The organism is Enterobacter cloacae complex sp. IR5402, from assembly GCF_049238125.1.
GTDB classification, from domain to species: Bacteria; Pseudomonadota; Gammaproteobacteria; order Enterobacterales; family Enterobacteriaceae; genus Enterobacter; species Enterobacter hormaechei_C.
Window position 1 is genome coordinate 1 of sequence record NZ_JBMKHO010000001.1, and the last position, 17823, is coordinate 17823.

Below are 17823 nucleotides of genomic sequence, written 5' to 3' on the forward strand. Positions count from 1 at the left end.
CCGCCAGACACCCAAGGCAGGAGCCCGGTGCGTGAATAGCGCACGCCGGGATCTGTGCGGGGGGTACCCGGTAACGGGTATCCCTACCGCGACATGGAGGTGTTTATCATGATCTTTTTCAGACCCGCAGAGTTGCGTGAAATCGTTGCTATTCCACTTTTCAGCGACTTAGTACAGTGCGGCTTCCCCAGCCCGGCAGCGGATTATGTAGAGCGGCGTATCGATTTAAACGAGTTATTAGTCGCCCATCCCAGCTCCACTTACTTTGTCAAAGCCGCCGGTGACTCGATGATAGAAGGGGGGATCAATAACGGTGATTTGCTGGTGGTGGACAGTTCCCGCAAGCCTGAGCATGGCGATATCGTGATTGCGGCGGTAGAGGGCGAATTTACCGTGAAGCGCCTCCAGCTGCGTCCCAATATTCAACTCAACCCCATGAACAGCGCCTATTCACCGATTATTGTCGGCAGCGACGATACGCTCGATATCTTTGGTGTAGTGACGTATATCGTGAAATCCGCGAGCTGATCGTGTTTGTGAAGCTTAATTAATAGGCAATAAGTTAATTCTCATCATGCAAAAATCTTACGTTACCCGGGCTGTCTTGTCGGCAAACCTGATATTCATCGCATAAGCCGGAACTGACTGGTCAAATATTCCGGTATTGGCGAATTACAGAGTGATATCCCATTTTTTTATTTTGTTATGTTCCTGCACTTTAGTGAGTTTTCTTTTCTTCCGACAGAATACATTTTGTCTACATTATAATTTTAATTTATGATTCGCACACGAACAATTGATGTTACGCAGGGTTTTAGCATCGTGGCAGTCAATAAAACCCTGCTGTTATAAAGTAATCAGGAGATTCATTTTTATGTCAGACAATAATCCCCGCTCATCCGGCTGGTTAGGCCCGTGGTGCCTGCTGGTGGGTGTGATACTTCTTGTAACGGGGCTCTTTTTTGCTATCGGCGGTTTTAAACTGGTTTCCCTGGGGGGGAGTTGGTATTTTCTCATCGCCGGGGTTATCACTCTGCTCTCTGCGATTCAGTTCTTCCGCCGCAAGTCCTCTGCCGTGGGGCTGTTTGCCCTGGTGTTTCTTGGCACCCTGATTTGGGCATTTTTCGATGCCGGGCTCGACTTCTGGCCGCTGGTTTCCCGTTTAATGGTACCCGCCGGGCTGATGGTGCTGGCAGCTGCCACCTGGCCTGCATTGCGTAAACGTGAAGGAAAACCGTCCTGCGCAAAAGGGGCCCTGGGGGTCTGCGCGGTCCTTATTATCGCCATGGGCGTCACCTTTGTTCAGATGTTTCAACCCCATCCGACCGTGCCGTTTAGCGGTGAAAAACGTCCGCTGGTACCGGTAAAAGATGATGCGAAACAGCAGAACTGGGATCACTACGGTAATACGGCCGGCGGTAGTCGCTTTGTGGCGCTGGACCAGATAACCCGTGACAACGTGAAAAACCTGAAACCGGTCTGGACCTACCATACCGGTGACGTACCGGAAAGTCCGGACGGCAATGGCGCAGAAGATCAGCAAACGCCGCTACAGGTTGGCGATCGTGTCTTCCTCTGTACGCCGCATAACAACGTGATCGCCGTGGATGCCGATAGTGGGAAAGAGATCTGGAAAGCGGAAATCAACGCCAAATCTGCAATCTGGATGCGCTGCCGTGGCCTGGCATACTTTGATGCCACCAAACCGCTGGCACAGCCAACGGTAGCGGGCTCCACGCCGGTTCTGCCAGCGCAGGTCGCACCGGGCGCTGCATGCCAGCGCCGTATCCTGATGAATACCATTGACGGTAAGCTGATCGCGTTAGACGCCGATAACGGCAAATTCTGTCCGGACTTCGGTACTAACGGCAGCGTTAACCTGCATGAAGGGATGGGCGACGCGTCAGATCCCACCTACGTGCTGACGTCGGCCCCGACGCTGGCGGGTACGACGGTTGTCGTTGGTGGCCGCGTTGCGGATAACGTCAGCACCGATATGCCGGGAGGTGTTATACGTGGTTATGACGTGATCACCGGCCAGCTGCGCTGGGCGTTCGACCCGCGTAATCCGGATCCGAACTATGTTCTGAAGCCGGGCGAACACTACAAACGTAGCTCTGCAAACTCCTGGGCCCCTATGTCCTGGGATGCGTCGATGAATACCGTGTTTATCCCGATGGGGAGTTCCTCCGTCGACCTGTGGGGCGCTGACCGTATTCCGGAAGATCATAAATACGCCACCTCAATCCTCGCGCTGGATGCGACTACCGGGAAAGAGAAGTGGGTATACCAGACCGTGCATAACGACCTCTGGGATTTCGATATCCCGATGCAGCCGAGCCTGGTTGATTTCCCGACAAAAGAGGGCAACAAGCCCGCGGTGGTGGTGGGCACCAAAGCGGGGCAAATTTATGTTCTTGATCGCCTGACGGGTAAACCGCTCACTGAAGTGAAAGAGGTTCCGGTAAAACCAGCGGATATTCCACGTGAACAGTACCCGACAACGCAGCCGCGCTCTGTGGGGATGCCGCAGATTGGCGCGGAAACCCTGAAAGAATCGGATATGTGGGGGGCGACGCCGTTTGACCAGCTGGCCTGTCGTATCAGCTTCAAATCAATGCGTTATGACGGTCTGTACACGATGCCGGGAACCGATATTTCCCTGAGCTTCCCGGGCTCGCTGGGGGGAATGAACTGGGGTAGTCTGTCCACGGATCCGAACAACCAGTACATCTTCGTCAACGACATGCGTCTGGGTCTGTGGGTCCAGCTGATTAAACAAGATCCGCAAAGCGCAGTGGCAAACACGGGCGGTGAAGCCGTGAACGCCGGTATGGGCGCTGTTCCGATGAAAGGAACGCCGTATTCGGTCAACAAAAACCGTTTCATGTCACCGCTGGGTATTCCGTGCCAGAAACCACCGTTTGGCTCTCTCTCTGCGATTGACCTGAAAACACAGAAAATCGTCTGGCAGGTGCCGGTCGGTACCGTTCAGGATACCGGTCCGTTTGGGGTAAAAATGCGTATGCAGATGCCTGTCGGTATGCCGACGCTGGGCGGTACGCTGGCCACGCAGGGCGGTCTGGTCTTCATTGCGGGAACCCAGGATTACTACCTGCGCGCCTTTGATTCCTCTACGGGGGAAGAAGTGTGGAAAGCGCGTCTCCCGGTGGGTAGCCAGGGCGGACCTATCAGCTATGTATCACCGAAAACCGGCAAACAGTACATTCTGATCTCTGCTGGCGGTGCACGCCAGTCGCCGGATCGTGGTGACTACGTGATTGCCTACGCGCTGGATAAATAACAGCGAAATAAACAGCCTGGCCCCGTCGTAGTACGGGGCTTTTTTTTGACTAAAAACCACGCACAGGAAGAAAGCTGCGGTTCCGGTCAGCCCGTGAAAAGCACCCGCCAGCGACGGCGACGGCGAGTCATCTCGCGCCATAGCGCGACTATCTCGTCAGGTTGCAGGGCATCAATAGCCTGCGGCGTTAACACCGGCAAACCATAGCGCTGGCGCAGGGCGGCCACTGCCGTGGCGCTGGCATCCATCGGTGAGCGGATCTGCGTCGCCAGCTGCTGTCGCAATAGGCTGAACTCGGATTCATCGCACAGCGTCAGCTCTCGCAAAAATCGTTTGCAGCAACCCAACAGGTTCACGGGAGAACGATCAGGCGACTGTAACGCCAGCAGCAGGCCATCGCGATCGGCAATACGCTGATAACGACAGCTGACCACGTAGCCAATCTGCTGTTCCACGCGCAGGCGCTGGAAAAATCGCGGTTCGCAGCATAACGCCAGCAGCCGCAGCGCGGCGAGCGACGCACCCGGCGGCAGGGGAATAAACACCAGCAGCGCCGAATCCTCGCTGGCGTGCGGAATGTGTTCGACCCCGCCGGGACAATCGCTTAACGGCAACGGCTTAGCGTTAACCGGCGCCCGGAGCAGGCCAAGCTGCCGGGCTAACCCGTGCGCGTGTCCGGCGCTGCCGCCAGCTAACGCCGCCAGCCAGCCATTCCGTGACGGTTCCGATGCCAGTCGTTCAGGCAATTGCTTAAGCAACTGACGGATCGCAATGCCATCTGGCGCAGGCGTAATAGCCGGTGTGGGGCGGGAGAGGCGATCGATTATCGCCCCGATGATGGGTTCCGCCATCACCACGGCGTCAGGAAGCCGCAGGGTTAGCTGCCAGCTACCGTCAACCGTTTGCCACTCGCCGCTGCTGCCGATATGGCGCATTTCAGCTAGAAGAGGGCGTAATTGTTTGCCGATCGCCACTCCCTGTGACTCGCTTACGCGCGAATAAAAAGGCCTGCGGAGGATCAGCGTCGGCGCTTGTGCCTGCGCCGGTAAATGCAGCAGCGGAACGGCTTCTGGCGTCAGGGCTGGGGCAGAATATTGGGTAGCCTGCGGGTAGAAGGAAAACGCGATGGGGCTCTCATCCGCAACCGGCTGGCGACGCCAGTGGCTAAGCGGCAGGGCAAATCCCTGGCTGGCGATAATTTCAGCGGTTTCCATTTTTTTGCAGGCCAGATACGAGGTGGGCGCCGCCAGTAAGTCGGCACAGAAGGCGGAAAAATCAACCGGCGCCGCGCCGGGCGCAAAACCAAACGCCCGCTGGCGAAGCTGGTCAAGGGGCGACAGGGCGCTAAAGCGCTGCTGTGCCAGCCTATAATAATGCCGCTGTTGCTCTTGCGTCGTTTGCTGTAGGGCCCGCAGCCAGCGCGTGATTTGCGCGTCTATGGCCTCGGGCCGTTCGCCGTCAAGCGTTAGCGCCAGCCAGCCGTAATCGTCATCCTGATAAAGCCAGTCCAGCGATACCTCTTCTGCCAGCCCGCGCGCCCGCAGCCCGTCAATCAGGCTTCCGGGGGCCTCGTCCAGCAAAAATTCCCGAAGCAAGGTGACGTTGTCACTTTTTCGGATCAACGGACAGCGCCACAGCGCGGGTCGCTCCGTCACTGCCAGCTGATAATCTGCTTCAGCGCTAAGGCGTAACGGGGGGGCGGCTTCAGGCACGCCACCTGAAGCAAAACCTGTCGCAAACGTATGGGCAAGCTCGGCTAACGCATCCAGCGTTTGCGGTCCCTGTAGCCACAATTGCAGGTGTCTGGCCCCATAATAGCGGCGATGAAATCCGCGCAACGCGGCGTGCAGCGATCCCGTGTCTTGCCCCAGAGAATCATGGCTACCCACCTGAAAACGGCGAAAAACCTCCGGTTGTTCCATCGCGTGGCGCGCCGCGGCTTCGCGCCGGGCGGGATCATGCTGCTGGATAAGCCGGTTTTCCGCATCAATGACCGCCACTTCGCGCTGGATGTCCTGCCGGGAAAGCAGCGGCGCCTGCAACATATCCCGCAGTCGCGCGACGCCGTCGGACAGGTTATCGGCGGCAACGTCGAAGAAAAAAGCGCTGTGGCGAGCCAGCGTGGTGGCATTGACGTTGCCGCCCTGGCGCTGGACCCAGGCCATGAGTCGATCATCGCCCTGATAGCGCTGGCTACCGCGGAACAGCAGGTGCTCAAGCAAATGCGCGAGACCGGCGAATCGCGGTGGCTCGTGATGGCTTCCGGCACTCACGCGCGCCAGCGCCGCCGCGCGTGTCGCCTGCGGCTGATGCACCAGCGTTGCGCGTAAACCGCCTGCCAGTTCCACGATGCGGATGGTCATTATCGTTACAGTTCCCGGGTTTTATAGATAAGCTGAGAACGGGTTCGGTTGCGAAACTGAAGCTGACCGATCTTCATATCACTACAGGCTGCTTCGCGTCGCGCCTCGAGGATTTTATGATGATGCGGCGATTTGCTGCACACCGGATCGGCGTTATCCGCATTCCCGGTGAGCATAAAGGCCTGGCAGCGGCAGCCGCCGAAGTCTTTCTCTTTTTCATCGCAGGAGCGGCACGGCTCCGGCATCCAGTCAAATCCGCGATAGCGGTTGAAGCCGAAAGAGTCATACCAGATGGATTCCAGGCTCTGCTCAAGCACCGAGGGGAATTCCACCGGCAGCTGGCGCGCGCTGTGGCAGGGCAGCGCCGTGCCTTCCGGGGTCACGCTGAGGAAAATCGACCCCCAGCCGCCCATGCAGCCTTTGGGCCGCTCCTCGTAATAATCGGGAGTGACGAACAGCAGGTTGGTCAGATTGCCGCTGGCGGCCATTTTTTGCCGATATTCGGCAACCACGCGTTCCGCGTGGGCAATCTGTTCCCGCGTCGGCAGAAGCCCCTGACGATTAAGGAACGCCCAACCGTAGAACTGGCAGGTGGCAAGTTCGACGTCGTCGGCGTCCAGCTCGATGCACAGTTCGATGATTTTATCGATCTGATCGATATTATGCCGGTGCAGGACGAAATTCAGCACCATCGGGTAATCGCGCGCTTTAACCGCTTTGGCCATCGCCAGCTTCTGCTGGAAGGCTTTTTTATTCCCCGCCAGCGCAGCGTTGAGCACTTCATCGCTGGCCTGGAAGCTAATCTGGATATGGTCCAGACCGGCCTCGCTGAATGCGTCGAGCTTGCTTTCCGTCAGGCCAATTCCCGAGGTGATCAGGTTGGTATAAAAACCGAGATCGCGGGCGGCGCGGATCAGCTCCGGCAGATCTTTACGCGTCAACGGTTCGCCGCCGGAAAAACCTATCTGCACGCTGCCCATCGCCCGCGCCTGGCGGAAAACCTCAATCCACTGTTCAGTGGTCAGCTCCTGATCCTGCCGGGCGAAGTCCAGCGGGTTAGAGCAGTAAGGACACTGTAGCGGACAGCGATAGGTCAGCTCCGCCAGCAGCCACAGCGGTGGATTGACGGCAGGTTTATTCTGGCTCACGGAAAATAATCCACTTCTGTTGATAAGCAATTTGCAGGAATTCTACGACGTCGTCATCCACGCCGCCGGCTTCCGGGAACCGTTCGTTGAGTATGGCAATGATGGCCGCCGCGTCGCGTTGGCCATCGACCAGTTCGAGGATCGCGGCGGCGGTCTCATTGAGTTTAGCCATGCCTTCCGGATAGAGGATGACATGGCTGTCCTGAGCGGCTTCCCATTGCAGGCGATAGCCGCGACGAAAGGCGACGATGGAGTTTTTTTGCATGCTTATACCAGTCGGGTTGTGTGCCAGGCCGCTTTGTCGGTGACCGTGTGATAAGGCGGACGCTGTAGCGCGTAGGCCATGGTCATCGCGTCGAGCATCGACCACAGGATATCGAGTTTGAACTGAAGGATCTCCAGCATCCGATTCTGCTTTTCCGCGCTATCGCAATAACGCTTCGCCAGCTCCAGACCGTGTTCAACGTCGCGGCTGGCCTGGCTGAGGCGGCTGCGGAAATAAAAATAGCCTTCCTCTTTGATCCACGGGTAGTGCTGTGGCCAGCTGTCGAGACGCGACTGATGGATTTGCGGGGCGAACAGTTCGGTGAGCGAACTGCATGCAGCCTCCTGCCAGTTGGCGCGGCGGGCGAAGTTAACGTAAGCGTCGACGGCGAAACGGACGCCGGGCAGCACGTGGCGTTCGCTGATTAAGTCCTCGCGGCTGAGCCCCACGGCTTCGCCCAGCTGTAGCCAGGCTTCGATACCGCCGTCATGACCGTTGCTGCCGTCGTGATCGAGGATCCGCTGCACCCATTTGCGACGCGTGTGCGGATCCGGGCAGTTCGCCATAATTGCCGCGTCTTTCAGTGGGATCGTCGTCTGGTAGTAAAACCGGTTCGCCACCCAGCCCTGGATCTGCTCGCGGCTGGCCTCGCCGTTATGCATCGCGATATGGTACGGATGGTGAATATGATAGTAGGCGCCTTTCGCCCGAAGGGCGTGCTCAAACTCTTGCGGCGAGAGCGTTTCGCGAATGTGCATAGTTAGTCCTGAAGCGTGATGTTCATCCCGTCCCAGCTCACTTCTATTCCCTGCTGCGCAAGGGCGTGACGCTGCGGCGACTGCTCGTTAAGGATCGGGTTGGTGTTATTAATGTGGATCAGAATCTTGCGCTTTGCCGGCAGCGAGGCCAGCAGCGCCATCATGCCGTGTTCATCGCCGAGCGCCAGATGGCCCATGTCGCGGCCGGTATTGCGCCCGACGCCGGTGGCCTGGAGTTCATCGTCCTGCCAGACGGTGCCGTCAATCAGCAGACAGTCCGCCTTTTTGAGCCACGGCAGGATAGCGTCATCGGGTTCACCGAGACCCGGTGCGTAGAACAGCGTCTGACCGTTGCGGCGGTTTTCGATAAACAGCGCCACGTTATGCCCCGGCAGCGGGCGGTCGCGCCACGGCGAATAGGGCGGTGCGTTACTGGCGATGGGGACAGCGGTAAACTGCAAATCAGGGCAGGCTTCCACGCTAAAGGCGGTGAGCGGCGCAATCGGGTGATGAATCAGGCCGCCGTTCCAGTGCCGGAGCATGGTAAAAATCGGGAATCCGCTGGAAAGATCTTCATGCACCTCCGGCGTACACCATACCTGATGTGGGCACCCTTCGCGCAGGCTGAGCAGCCCGGTGGTGTGGTCAATCTGGCTATCGGTGAGAATAATGCCGCCAATATGCGTGCCGCGCAGAACCTCTTTCTTATTCAGTTCTGGCGTATGGGCAATCTGCTGGCTGATATCGGGGGAGGCGTTACACAGCACCCACTCTTTGCCGTTATCACTGACGATGATCGACGACTGGGTGCGAGGGGTCGCCTGAAGGGTACCGTCGCGCAAACCCTGACAGTTGGCGCAGTTACAGTTCCACTGGGGGAAACCACCGCCAGCGGCGGAACCGAGGACTTTAATAAACATGAAGATGGGCCAGGTAGTCAAACAAAAATGCCCGCACGGATGGCGGGCAGAGCGATTAGCGGTTGGAAATGTACAGGGTCACTTCCAGGCCAAGACGTAAATCAATAAAAGCAGGTTTCTTCCACATCGTTTTTTCCTCTTTAAAAATGCAGCACCAACGCCATTGTTTGTGCCAGTTTTGTGATGGTCATCAAATAATGCGTCACAGGAGGGCAAAGCTCAACCCGAAAGATGTAAGGAATTAACTTAATGTTTACAACGTAAACTATTGTTGCCAAACATTTTGCAATACCTTTTGCCAGTTACCCCACAGCAGCTTATTCAGCACAAATTGATCATAGCCGCTGTCACGCAACGCGCTGATTAGCCGTGGTAAACCACTCACATCGTGTAAGTCATCAGGCAACGTAATGCCGTCAAAATCGGAGCCCAGCGCGACATGATCGTCACCCATGATGTTAATAAGATAGTCGATATGGCGAACAATCGTACTCAGCGGGGTATCGCTATCGCGTTTACCGTCGGCGCGCAGAAACGCGTTGCCGAAATTGACGCCAGCCACGCCGCCGCTGTTGCGGATAGCCAGCAGCTGCCGATCGGTCAGATTGCGCGGTTGCGGGCACAGCGTATGGGCGTTGGAGTGGGTGGCGACCAGCGGTGATGAGGAATGACGAGCGGTATCCCAGAACGCCTTTTCATTCATATGCGAAACGTCAATCAGCATGTTCAGGGCATTAGCGTGCTTAATGAGGGCGATACCCTCTGCGGTAAGCCCTGGGCCGCTGTCCGGGCTGCCGGGAAACACCCCGTTAACGCCGGTGCCAAAACGGTTAGCAATGTTCCAGAAAGGCCCAATGCTACGCACCCCGGCGGCATAGAAAGCCTGTAGATCGCCTCCCTCGCCGTCAAAACCGCCCGCGCCCTCAATATGCGCTACCATCGCCAGCACCTTATCCTGACGGCAGCGTTCGATATCCGCCGCGCTCAGGCACAATCGCGCCCGGCCGTCGGAGTGGGCGACAAGCTGCTTAAGGATCGTCAGCTGCTGCCAGAGAATGTCGACCGGCTGCCACGGCTCGCAGGCGTATTGTGGCGCCATGCGGGCGATATACTCCTGCGGCGGCACGAACAGCGCGAACAGCCCGCCGGAAAATCCGCCTTGCTGCATGCGCGGATAATCGAGGTGTCCGTTTTCAATGCCGGAGAAGAAGGCCGTTACCGGATCCTGGCGATGGTGAAGCCATAAATTAAGCAACAGGTCATTGTGACCATCAAAAATCGCCATAGCGCATCCCACTGTCTTTTATTGCTGTGAAAGTTGCCTGGCACGATAACCGATTTGTCCGGTCCAGCAAGGGGAAAATTACAACTTAGCAGCAATTGTTAATATCACTTAACAGTGAGGAGATCCGCAAAGCGGGTTGTGTAGCGGGGTGAAAGCATTTCCCGTTTCATCTGCCACGGCTGCTGAATACCCTGTCCCGCGAAGTAAAGCGTGCCACGGCCATTTTCAGCATTCAGATGGTCTAATACATCCATTAACTTTTGGCTGTTTTTCCTGGGTGCGTTGTCGTCAAACAGATTAAGTTGCGCGACGCCCTGGCTATAAAAATCTCCCAGCATCACGCCGGCTTTCTGGTACCGATGGCCGTTCTTCCAGACCGCATCCAGACAACGAACTGATGCGCCGATAATATCCCGGCTATCCTGGGTTGGGGTAAGCAGTTTTACCGACGCGCTATTGCCATAATATGGCTCGTTAAGCGCGAAGGGCGAGGTTTTAACAAATACGGAGATAAAGCGGCAATGCTGATGCTCATTGCGAAGTTTTTCTGCTGCCCGGGCGGCATAACTACAGATGGCCTGGCGTACATCGTCATATTCGGTGATGCGTTCGCCAAACGAGCGCGAACAGACGATTTCTTGCTTTACCGGGGCAAACTCTTCCAGTTCAAGACACGGTTCGCCCCGTAATTCACGCACCGTTCTCTCCAGCACGACATTGAAATGTTTTCTTATGAACCGGATATCGGTGTCTGCCAGTTGCAGGACGGTCTTAATCCCCATCATCTCAAGCTTCTTCGCTATGCGACGTCCTACACCCCAAACGTCTTCGACGGGTAGCGCCGCCATCAGCTTTCTCTGACGATCCACATTGGATAAATCAACAACGCCTCCCGTCTGGCGCTGCCAGCGTTTTGCCGCGTGATTTGCCAGTTTCGCCAGCGTCTTTGTGGGTGCGATGCCCACCCCGACGGTCAGATGGGTGCGTTGCAGTACGGTCGCTCTCATTTCATGCCCAAAATCGGAAAGATCGCGACAATTACGTACCCCGGTAAGATCGCAAAAGATCTCATCAATGGAGTATATTTCGCTACGAGGCGACATCTCTTCAAGCGTGTTCATTACCCGGTTGGACATATCCGCGTAAAGTTCATAATTACTGCTGAAACAAACCACGCCATGATGCCTGAAGCGATCTTTCTGTTTGAAGTACGGTTCACCCATTTTCACAAAGGGTTTGGCTTCAGCGGAGCGAGAGATGACGCACCCATCGTTATTGGACAACACGACCACCGGTCGTCCCTTCAGGTCCGGGCGAAAAACCGTTTCACAGGAAGCATAGAAAGCGTTCACATCACACAGTGCAAACATGGTCAGCTCGCTCTGGTATCGCCAGGTGGGGTGAAAAACTGCATTATGATCACCGTTAATAAATACTGTATTTATATACAGTATTGTATATTGATAGCAAAGATCAAGGGGGAACGAGGAGTGACGTCGTACGGGTGCAGGAGGGCGAGGGTTATGTCCAGAATGGCGGCGAGGCAAATCTGGCGGAAAGGGTATTTAATGAAATGTTTAAGGAATATAAGTGCCCATACGGCAGGTATGGGCAGTGAAGCCGTCGATATTACTTCTTCTTGTCCATCATCGCCTTGAGATCGGCAAAGGGGTTAAACGTGGCGACACCCACGTCTTTTTGCGCATCCTCACCCGCGACAACGGTGGTGCCATACTGATCCGCTTCGGTGTACTTTGAGTGTTCGTGATCGTGACAAAACAGGCACAACAGCTCCCAGTTACTGCCATCTTCCGGGTTATTGGTGTGATCGTGGTCGATATGGTGAACCGTGAGTTCACGAAGATTTGAATAAACAAACTCACGCGAGCAGCGTCCACAAACCCAGGGGTAGATTTTTAGCGCTTTTTCACGGTAGCCGCTTTCCAGCCGTGCGTAGTTTTTGGGGATCAGAGCCATTGCTGATGTTACCTGTTAAAAAGAGAATAGTTCACACTATATCCCATTATGAGATGTCAGGAGAATGCCTCCTCTGCGGGAAGGCAGCCTGCGATTTGCGTATTTCTGTCAGTTTATTTGAAGCATTCCGTTAAATAATCACCATTTATTCTCATCCGTTAATGCGTAGAGTAGGGATAACGCAATGCTTTATCAGGATACTCCACTATGAAAAAGATCGGATTTTTGTCGTTTGGTCACTGGACGCCGTCACCCCAGTCCGGCACGCGAACCGCGGCTGACACGCTGCTACAGTCCATCGATCTGGCGGTCGCAGCCGAAGAGCTGGGCGCGGACGGGGCTTATTTCCGTGTGCACCACTTTGCCCGCCAGCTCAGTTCGCCATTCCCCTTGCTGGCGGCAATAGGCGCGAAAACCAAACGCATCGAAATCGGGACGGGCGTGATCGACATGCGGTATGAAAATCCGCTGTATATGGCGGAAGATGCTGGCGCGGCAGACCTCATCTCCGGCGGGCGATTACAGCTTGGTATCAGCCGGGGTTCCCCGGAGCAGGTGATTGATGGCTGGCGTTATTTTGGTTACGTGCCGCAGGAAGGGGAAACCGAATCTGATATGGCGCGCCGCCACACTGAGGTACTGCTTGATGTATTACGCGGTGAAGGGTTTGCGAAGCCTAACCCACAGCCGATGTTCCCAAACCCGCCGGGATTGTTGCGTCTGGAGCCGCATTCAGAAGGCTTACGCGATCGTATCTGGTGGGGGGCTGGCTCTAATGCAACGGCAGTATGGGCGGCAAAACTGGGGATGAACCTGCAAAGCTCAACGCTGAAAGATGATGAAACCGGCGAGCCGTTCCATATTCAGCAGGCAAAACAGATCCGTGCCTACCGACAGGCCTGGGCTGAGGCAGGGCATACCCGTCAGCCACGCGTTTCGGTCAGCCGCAGTATTTTTGCCCTGATGGACGAACGCGACCGGATGTATTTCGGTTCAAGCCGCAATGAGAGCGACAGCGTGGGCTATCTGGATGAGAAAACGCGGGCCATTTTCGGACGCAGCTATGCCGCAGAGCCAGACAAGCTGATTGAACAGTTGAAAAAGGATGAAGCGATCGCGGAAGCGGATACGCTGTTGCTTACCGTGCCGAATCAGCTGGGCGTGGAATACAACGCACATGTGATCGAGTCCATCCTGAAACATGTCGCACCGGAAATGGGGTGGCGCGATCGCAATGCGTAATCTGGCCCTCTGGTATCGCCGGTTTGGTGAGCCTGAATCGGTACTGCAAGCGGAAACCACACCATTGTCCCCGCGACAGCCGGGAGAGATACGTGTGCGCATGCTTTTTTCTCCGGTGAACGCCTCCGATCTCATTCCCATCACCGGGGCATATCGCCATCGCACGTCGCTGCCTGCGATAGCCGGTTATGAAGGGGTCGGAATAGTGACCGAAACGCCCGCCGCTTATCCGGCGCTGCTGGGCAAGCGGGTCCTGCCGTTACGGGGGCAGGGAACCTGGCAGCGCTATGTCGACTGCCCGGCGGCGTATGCGGTTCCCGTCCCGGACGACGTCGACTCGCTTCTTGCCGCGCGGGCGTATATCAATCCGCTTGCCGCACAGATGATGCTGGACCGCTATCCTCCGGTCGGGAAAACGGTGCTGCTCACCGCTGCCGGTTCTGACTGCGCCGTTCTGCTCGGGCAATGGGCACGCCAGGCGGGTGCAGAGGCGGTTTACGGGATCCATCGCTCGCCCGTGCACGCTCAACGTCTGGCTGAAAAGGGGATCGTCCCGATTGCGCAACACGATATGGCCGCCGTCAACGCTGCCGCCGCGCGCGCAGACGTGGTGTACGACGCCACGGGCGGCAGCCTGGCGGAGACGATCCTGAGCGTGATGCCCGAAGCCGGCACCTTTGTCTGCTACGGGCTGCTCTCCGGGCAGACCTTCCGGCAGCAGCGGCCGTTGCCGTGCGTGGCGTGGTTTCACATTCGTAACTATCTGGACGCGCTGAGCGCTGAGGCGTGGCAGGCGGAGTTTCGGCGCATCTGGCCTAAACTGCGCGCCAGTCAGTGCAGCGATGTCACCCTCTACCCGCTGTCGGAATGGCAGCGGGCAGTAGGCAACTATCGCGAAGCGGGAAGAACGGGCAAGCCCATGCTGTCGATGGACAATTAATCGGCCTTATGGCTCATGTCGCTCAGCAGTACAGCGATACTTTGCCCACCGGCGGTCTGCTCGAGGCCAATTTTGACAATAATTGTCAGCGGAACGGAGAGCAGCATGCCGACAGGCCCGAGCAGCCAGCCCCAGAAAATCAGGGACAGGAACACAACAAGGGTTGAAAGCCCCAGCCCGCGTCCCATTATCCGTGGTTCAAGAATGTTCCCGAAGACAAGGTTAATCACCAGATAGCCTGCCAGCAGAATCAGGGCATCATACAAACCGCTGAAAACCAGCACCTGAAGGATAGGGGGGATCGCCGCCAGCACGGAGCCGATGTTAGGAATATAGTTGAGCGCAAAGGCCAGCAGCCCCCAGACGAAGGCAAAACGCACATCCAGCGCGGCGAGCATCCCCCAGACCACTAATCCCGTCACCAGGCTGATGGCCGTTTTCAGCACCAGATAGCGTGAAACGCTGTCGAGCGCGCGCTGAATGGCGCCCATTCCCTCTACCGGACGCACCATGATGTGCTGGAGTTTTGCAGGCAGCTGTGGAACTTCCAGCAGCATAAACACAACCGTCAGGAACAGCAGGAAAATCGAGGTCATGGCGTTGGAGAGTTGTGCCAGCAGGCTGGTGACAATCGTCATGGCGGCATTCGGATCGATGTATTTAAGCAGTTCCTCAACCGAGACTTCGATACCCGCGCGTTGCAGCCAGGGTTCAATTTGCAGCAGCGGGGTCGCCAGGGAAGAGCGGTATATCGGTAGCGTCCGCGCCAGCTCGTTCAGGGAGGTTCCCAGATAGGCGACTAACAGCACCATCGCAACGATAATAATACTGATAAGCAGGCTTATCGCCAGCACACGCGGGATGCGCAGCCGCACCATTCGCTGCACCAGCGGATTGAGGATCACCGCGATAAAAAGCGCCAGGATAAAAGGCACGATGATATCGGCCGCAAAACGAACGCCGGTCAGAATGATCACCAGCATGCCCAGCATGATGACGATCTTAAGCCCGTTGAGGGTGATAATAGGTTTGGCCATGGACGTTCCTGAACAGTTTTTTATTTATAATAGAGGGGAAAGCGGATTAAAAAAACTAACCAAAATCAAACAGACTGGGTAAAGAAATGAAAAGGCTTTGAGTAAATTCCTGGCTTATGATACAAATCAGGCGTGTTCAACTACCGAGGACAATTTTCATCCGCAAAGACGAGAAGCAACACCGCGGATAATTGTAATTTTATGGACAATTTGTTCAGGACGTATTTTTCAAACAACTCTGCTCTGTTTTCAACCTCCCTCTGCCTGCTTTCTGGTGAGCAACACTGGCATTCCGCGCTATAGTCACGTCTTCTGCCTGAGCTGGCGCTATGCGCTTAGCTAACTGATTTAATTCCCAACTTTTTGGTTTGCTGTCCGCAGCGAGCCTCGATGGATTATATTCTCAAGCAGGAGAAAAAACATGTTTTACTGGATTTTATTAGCTCTGGCGATCGTCGCTGAAATTACCGGCACCTTGTCGATGAAATGGGCGAGCGTGAGTGATGGCAGCACCGGTTTTATTTTGATGCTGGTCATGATTACGCTTTCCTATATTTTCCTCTCTTTCGCGGTTAAAAAAATCGCGCTGGGCGTGGCATACGCATTGTGGGAAGGTGTTGGTATTTTATTGATTACGCTGTTTAGCGTCATGTTATTTGATGAAACCCTGACGACAATGAAAATTGCCGGGCTGACGACCCTGGTCGCGGGTATCGTGCTGATTAAATCGGGTACACGCAAACCGGCAAAACAGCAGAAGGAGCAGACCCATGCAGCAGTTTGAATGGATCCACGCGGCCTGGCTGGCTTTCGCCATCGTTCTGGAAATTATTGCGAACGTCTTTCTGAAGTTCTCCGACGGTTTTCGTCGCAAAGCCTACGGCCTGTTATCGATTGCCGCGGTTCTGGGGGCGTTTAGCGCCCTGTCGCAGGCGGTGAAAGGCATCGATCTGTCCTTGGCCTATGCGCTGTGGGGTGGCTTCGGTATTGCCGCCACCCTGGCGGCAGGCTGGATTATGTTCGGGCAGCGTTTAAACAATAAAGGCTGGATAGGGCTGGTATTACTGCTCGCCGGCATGATCATGATTAAACTGGCCTGAGTGACCTACTGCTGCGCCAGGGCTTCCAGCCGGTCGCGAAAACCGGTCACCGACAACGCCCGGTTATCGGCGCGCCAGCGGTCTTTCGCCGCTGGCGCAGAACTTTGAACGCCAATCAGCTGCCAGCCGTTATCGGTTTTTAACATCAGCGGCGATCCGCTATCACCCGGTAGCGTATCGCACTGATGCGACAGCACGCTGTTTTGCGCCCAACCCGTCACCACGCAGTCCGTATGGGTGTACAGCGAATCGAGGTGATCAACAGGGTAGCCTGACTGCGTTACTTTTCGATCGGCGGCTTTCAGGGCGGCGGTGAGCGCGGCTTTATCGCCATCAAAGAGCGGCAGCGGGGTGATCCCGGACGGCGGATAACGTAAAACGATCAGCCCGAAATCCCAGGAGGCCGCCCCGGGCGGCACAATCCAGCCATCACCATCCGGTTTCAGGCGTTTGCCAAGCGACGGATCCACCCGCCCCTCAATACCGTGAATTTCGTAGCGCCATATTCCTTTTTGCGACACAAAGCGCAGGGCGATCGCTTTATCCGGTTTGCCTTCAGGCGGCATTAACAGGCAATGACCCGCCGTCAGCGCAAGGCGTGGCGTAATGAGGGTTGCAGTACATAAATTGCCGCTGGCGGTTTCCAGTTGCCCGATGGCATCCCAGGGCGATTCGGTAGGATCGGTGACACGCGTACGATCGTCATGACCAAAAAACAGCGTCTTTACCTCTTTGGCGCTAATGGCGTCATCGTCGCCATCATCCGCATGTGAAAAGCCAGCAAAAAGGCTAAACGTTCCCAGTAACAACACAACAGATTTACGCATATCACACTCTGGTGGGGGGTAATTATGATTATTAAAAGTGATCCCTATAAAAATACTATAGACGCGACGGCGAGAAAGTGGGAGTAAAATCAGCGTGCTACATTCAGGAAAGATAAAAGTGGCTGGCGATGAGCGCGCATAAAATTAGCAGGATAAGAATGAACTCAAACCGATAGCGCCGCAGCATACGCCCTCCGGATAAAAAACGGCGCTGACCGCAAACCCGTTCAGCGCCGGTTTACCAACGTGCCCCGAAGGGCACGGTTAAGCTTGTACTCTTACGCTGCTGGCTGTGCAGCAGGTTTAGCCGCTTCGTGTTTTGCTGCTTTTTTGTGATGCTTTTTAGCCGCCTGTGCTTTCTGCTCTACCGCTGGTTTTGCCGCTTTTTTGTGGTGCTTTTTAGCGGCCTGCGCTTTCTGTTCTGCCGCTGGTTTAGCCGCTTTGTGATGTTTTTTATGGTGAACCGTTTTGGCCGGAGCAGCGGTGGAAGCCGCAGGCGCTGCGGTGGCGGTAGTTTCAGCCGCGAATGCAGCGGAAGACAGACCCATAGCAGCGGCAACAACCAGAGCTAATACTTTTTTCATTTTCATACCCTCGAATTTGGTTTTTCATTTAACCCCACTGCGGGGCCGTTGAAATAACTATATCCCTGTAAAT

20 protein-coding genes are annotated in these 17823 nt (G+C 55.8%); 7 read left to right on the plus strand and 13 right to left on the minus strand.

Annotated features, from left to right (window positions below; all coding sequences use genetic code 11):
- Nucleotides 1-108 precede the first annotated feature (108 nt).
- Nucleotides 109-528, plus strand: coding sequence for a translesion error-prone DNA polymerase V autoproteolytic subunit (locus ACOTXL_RS00005; protein ID WP_003857514.1), 420 nt, complete (start codon nt 109-111; stop codon nt 526-528).
- A 346-nt stretch (nt 529-874) separates the two neighbouring features.
- Complete coding sequence (locus ACOTXL_RS00010; protein WP_045343445.1) at nt 875-3304, plus strand: glucose/quinate/shikimate family membrane-bound PQQ-dependent dehydrogenase; 2430 nt, start codon at nt 875-877, stop codon at nt 3302-3304.
- Nucleotides 3305-3390: 86 nt separating this feature from the next.
- On the opposite strand, the gene pqqF is transcribed toward ACOTXL_RS00010, so the two are convergent.
- From pqqF to yajD, 9 genes are all read right to left on the minus strand, one after another.
- Nucleotides 3391-5667, minus strand: a complete 2277-nt coding sequence (gene pqqF, locus ACOTXL_RS00015) for a pyrroloquinoline quinone biosynthesis protein PqqF (protein ID WP_032609078.1) — start codon at nt 5665-5667, stop codon at nt 3391-3393.
- A gap of 5 nt (nt 5668-5672) precedes the next feature.
- On the minus strand, nt 5673-6815 hold the full coding sequence (gene pqqE / locus ACOTXL_RS00020; protein WP_023324563.1) for a pyrroloquinoline quinone biosynthesis protein PqqE: 1143 nt from the start codon (nt 6813-6815) through the stop codon (nt 5673-5675).
- Nucleotides 6802-7080: a pyrroloquinoline quinone biosynthesis peptide chaperone PqqD gene (pqqD, locus tag ACOTXL_RS00025; RefSeq protein WP_003857508.1), complete on the minus strand. Its 279-nt coding sequence runs from the start codon at nt 7078-7080 to the stop codon at nt 6802-6804. The genes pqqE and pqqD overlap by 14 nt, the downstream gene beginning before the upstream one ends.
- A 2-nt stretch (nt 7081-7082) precedes the next feature.
- Complete coding sequence (pqqC, locus tag ACOTXL_RS00030; protein ID WP_003857506.1) at nt 7083-7838, minus strand: pyrroloquinoline-quinone synthase PqqC; 756 nt, start codon at nt 7836-7838, stop codon at nt 7083-7085.
- A 2-nt stretch (nt 7839-7840) separates the two neighbouring features.
- Complete coding sequence (gene pqqB / locus ACOTXL_RS00035) at nt 7841-8758, minus strand: pyrroloquinoline quinone biosynthesis protein PqqB (protein ID WP_003857504.1); 918 nt, start codon at nt 8756-8758, stop codon at nt 7841-7843.
- 55 nt (nt 8759-8813) lie between these two features.
- Nucleotides 8814-8885 (minus strand): pyrroloquinoline quinone precursor peptide PqqA, encoded by a 72-nt coding sequence (pqqA, locus tag ACOTXL_RS00040; RefSeq protein WP_002905689.1) that lies wholly within the window; start codon nt 8883-8885, stop codon nt 8814-8816.
- A 138-nt stretch (nt 8886-9023) separates the two neighbouring features.
- A complete protein-coding gene (locus ACOTXL_RS00045; protein WP_045351209.1) occupies nt 9024-10043 on the minus strand; it encodes a dipeptidase in 1020 nt (339 codons plus the stop codon).
- Between the two features lie 104 nt (nt 10044-10147).
- On the minus strand, nt 10148-11413 hold the full coding sequence (locus tag ACOTXL_RS00050) for a Y-family DNA polymerase (RefSeq protein ID WP_003857473.1): 1266 nt from the start codon (nt 11411-11413) through the stop codon (nt 10148-10150).
- Between the two features lie 259 nt (nt 11414-11672).
- The gene (yajD, locus tag ACOTXL_RS00055; RefSeq protein WP_003857471.1) at nt 11673-12020 is read right to left on the minus strand and encodes an HNH nuclease YajD; all 348 of its coding nucleotides are present in this window, start codon (nt 12018-12020) and stop codon (nt 11673-11675) included.
- A 207-nt stretch (nt 12021-12227) separates the two neighbouring features.
- On the opposite strand from yajD, the gene ACOTXL_RS00060 reads away from it, so the two are divergent.
- Both ACOTXL_RS00060 and ACOTXL_RS00065 read left to right on the plus strand, forming a co-directional pair.
- Nucleotides 12228-13262 (plus strand): LLM class flavin-dependent oxidoreductase, encoded by a 1035-nt coding sequence (locus ACOTXL_RS00060; protein ID WP_003857470.1) that lies wholly within the window; start codon nt 12228-12230, stop codon nt 13260-13262.
- On the plus strand, nt 13255-14202 hold the full coding sequence (locus tag ACOTXL_RS00065; RefSeq protein WP_045351117.1) for a zinc-dependent alcohol dehydrogenase family protein: 948 nt from the start codon (nt 13255-13257) through the stop codon (nt 14200-14202). The genes ACOTXL_RS00060 and ACOTXL_RS00065 overlap by 8 nt, the downstream gene beginning before the upstream one ends.
- Here the strand turns inward: ACOTXL_RS00065 and ACOTXL_RS00070 are convergent.
- Nucleotides 14199-15239: an AI-2E family transporter gene (locus ACOTXL_RS00070; protein ID WP_045351118.1), complete on the minus strand. Its 1041-nt coding sequence runs from the start codon at nt 15237-15239 to the stop codon at nt 14199-14201. The genes ACOTXL_RS00065 and ACOTXL_RS00070 overlap by 4 nt on opposite strands.
- Nucleotides 15240-15371: 132 nt before the next feature.
- On the opposite strand from ACOTXL_RS00070, the gene ACOTXL_RS00075 reads away from it, so the two are divergent.
- The 3 genes from ACOTXL_RS00075 (at nt 15372) to mdtI (ending at nt 16339) form a co-directional block, all read left to right on the plus strand.
- Entirely contained in the window at nt 15372-15542 is a 171-nt protein-coding gene (locus tag ACOTXL_RS00075) for a hypothetical protein (RefSeq protein ID WP_086532010.1), read from the plus strand.
- A gap of 118 nt (nt 15543-15660) precedes the next feature.
- On the plus strand, nt 15661-16023 hold the full coding sequence (gene mdtJ / locus ACOTXL_RS00080) for a multidrug/spermidine efflux SMR transporter subunit MdtJ (protein WP_003857465.1): 363 nt from the start codon (nt 15661-15663) through the stop codon (nt 16021-16023).
- A complete protein-coding gene (mdtI, locus tag ACOTXL_RS00085) occupies nt 16010-16339 on the plus strand; it encodes a multidrug/spermidine efflux SMR transporter subunit MdtI (RefSeq protein ID WP_045351119.1) in 330 nt (109 codons plus the stop codon). Before mdtJ ends, mdtI begins: the two co-directional genes overlap by 14 nt.
- 5 nt (nt 16340-16344) lie before the next feature.
- Here the strand turns inward: mdtI and ACOTXL_RS00090 are convergent, their stop codons facing one another.
- The 3 genes from ACOTXL_RS00090 to asr all read right to left on the minus strand — a co-directional run bounded on the left by ACOTXL_RS00090 (nt 16345) and on the right by asr (nt 17750).
- The gene (locus ACOTXL_RS00090) at nt 16345-17166 is read right to left on the minus strand and encodes a trypsin-like serine peptidase (protein WP_003857461.1); all 822 of its coding nucleotides are present in this window, start codon (nt 17164-17166) and stop codon (nt 16345-16347) included.
- Between the two features lie 103 nt (nt 17167-17269).
- Entirely contained in the window at nt 17270-17353 is an 84-nt protein-coding gene (locus ACOTXL_RS00095; RefSeq protein ID WP_057979992.1) for a hypothetical protein, read from the minus strand.
- Nucleotides 17354-17444: 91 nt separating this feature from the next.
- Entirely contained in the window at nt 17445-17750 is a 306-nt protein-coding gene (gene asr, locus ACOTXL_RS00100) for an acid resistance repetitive basic protein Asr (RefSeq protein ID WP_003857459.1), read from the minus strand.
- Between the last annotated feature and the right edge of the window lie 73 nt (nt 17751-17823).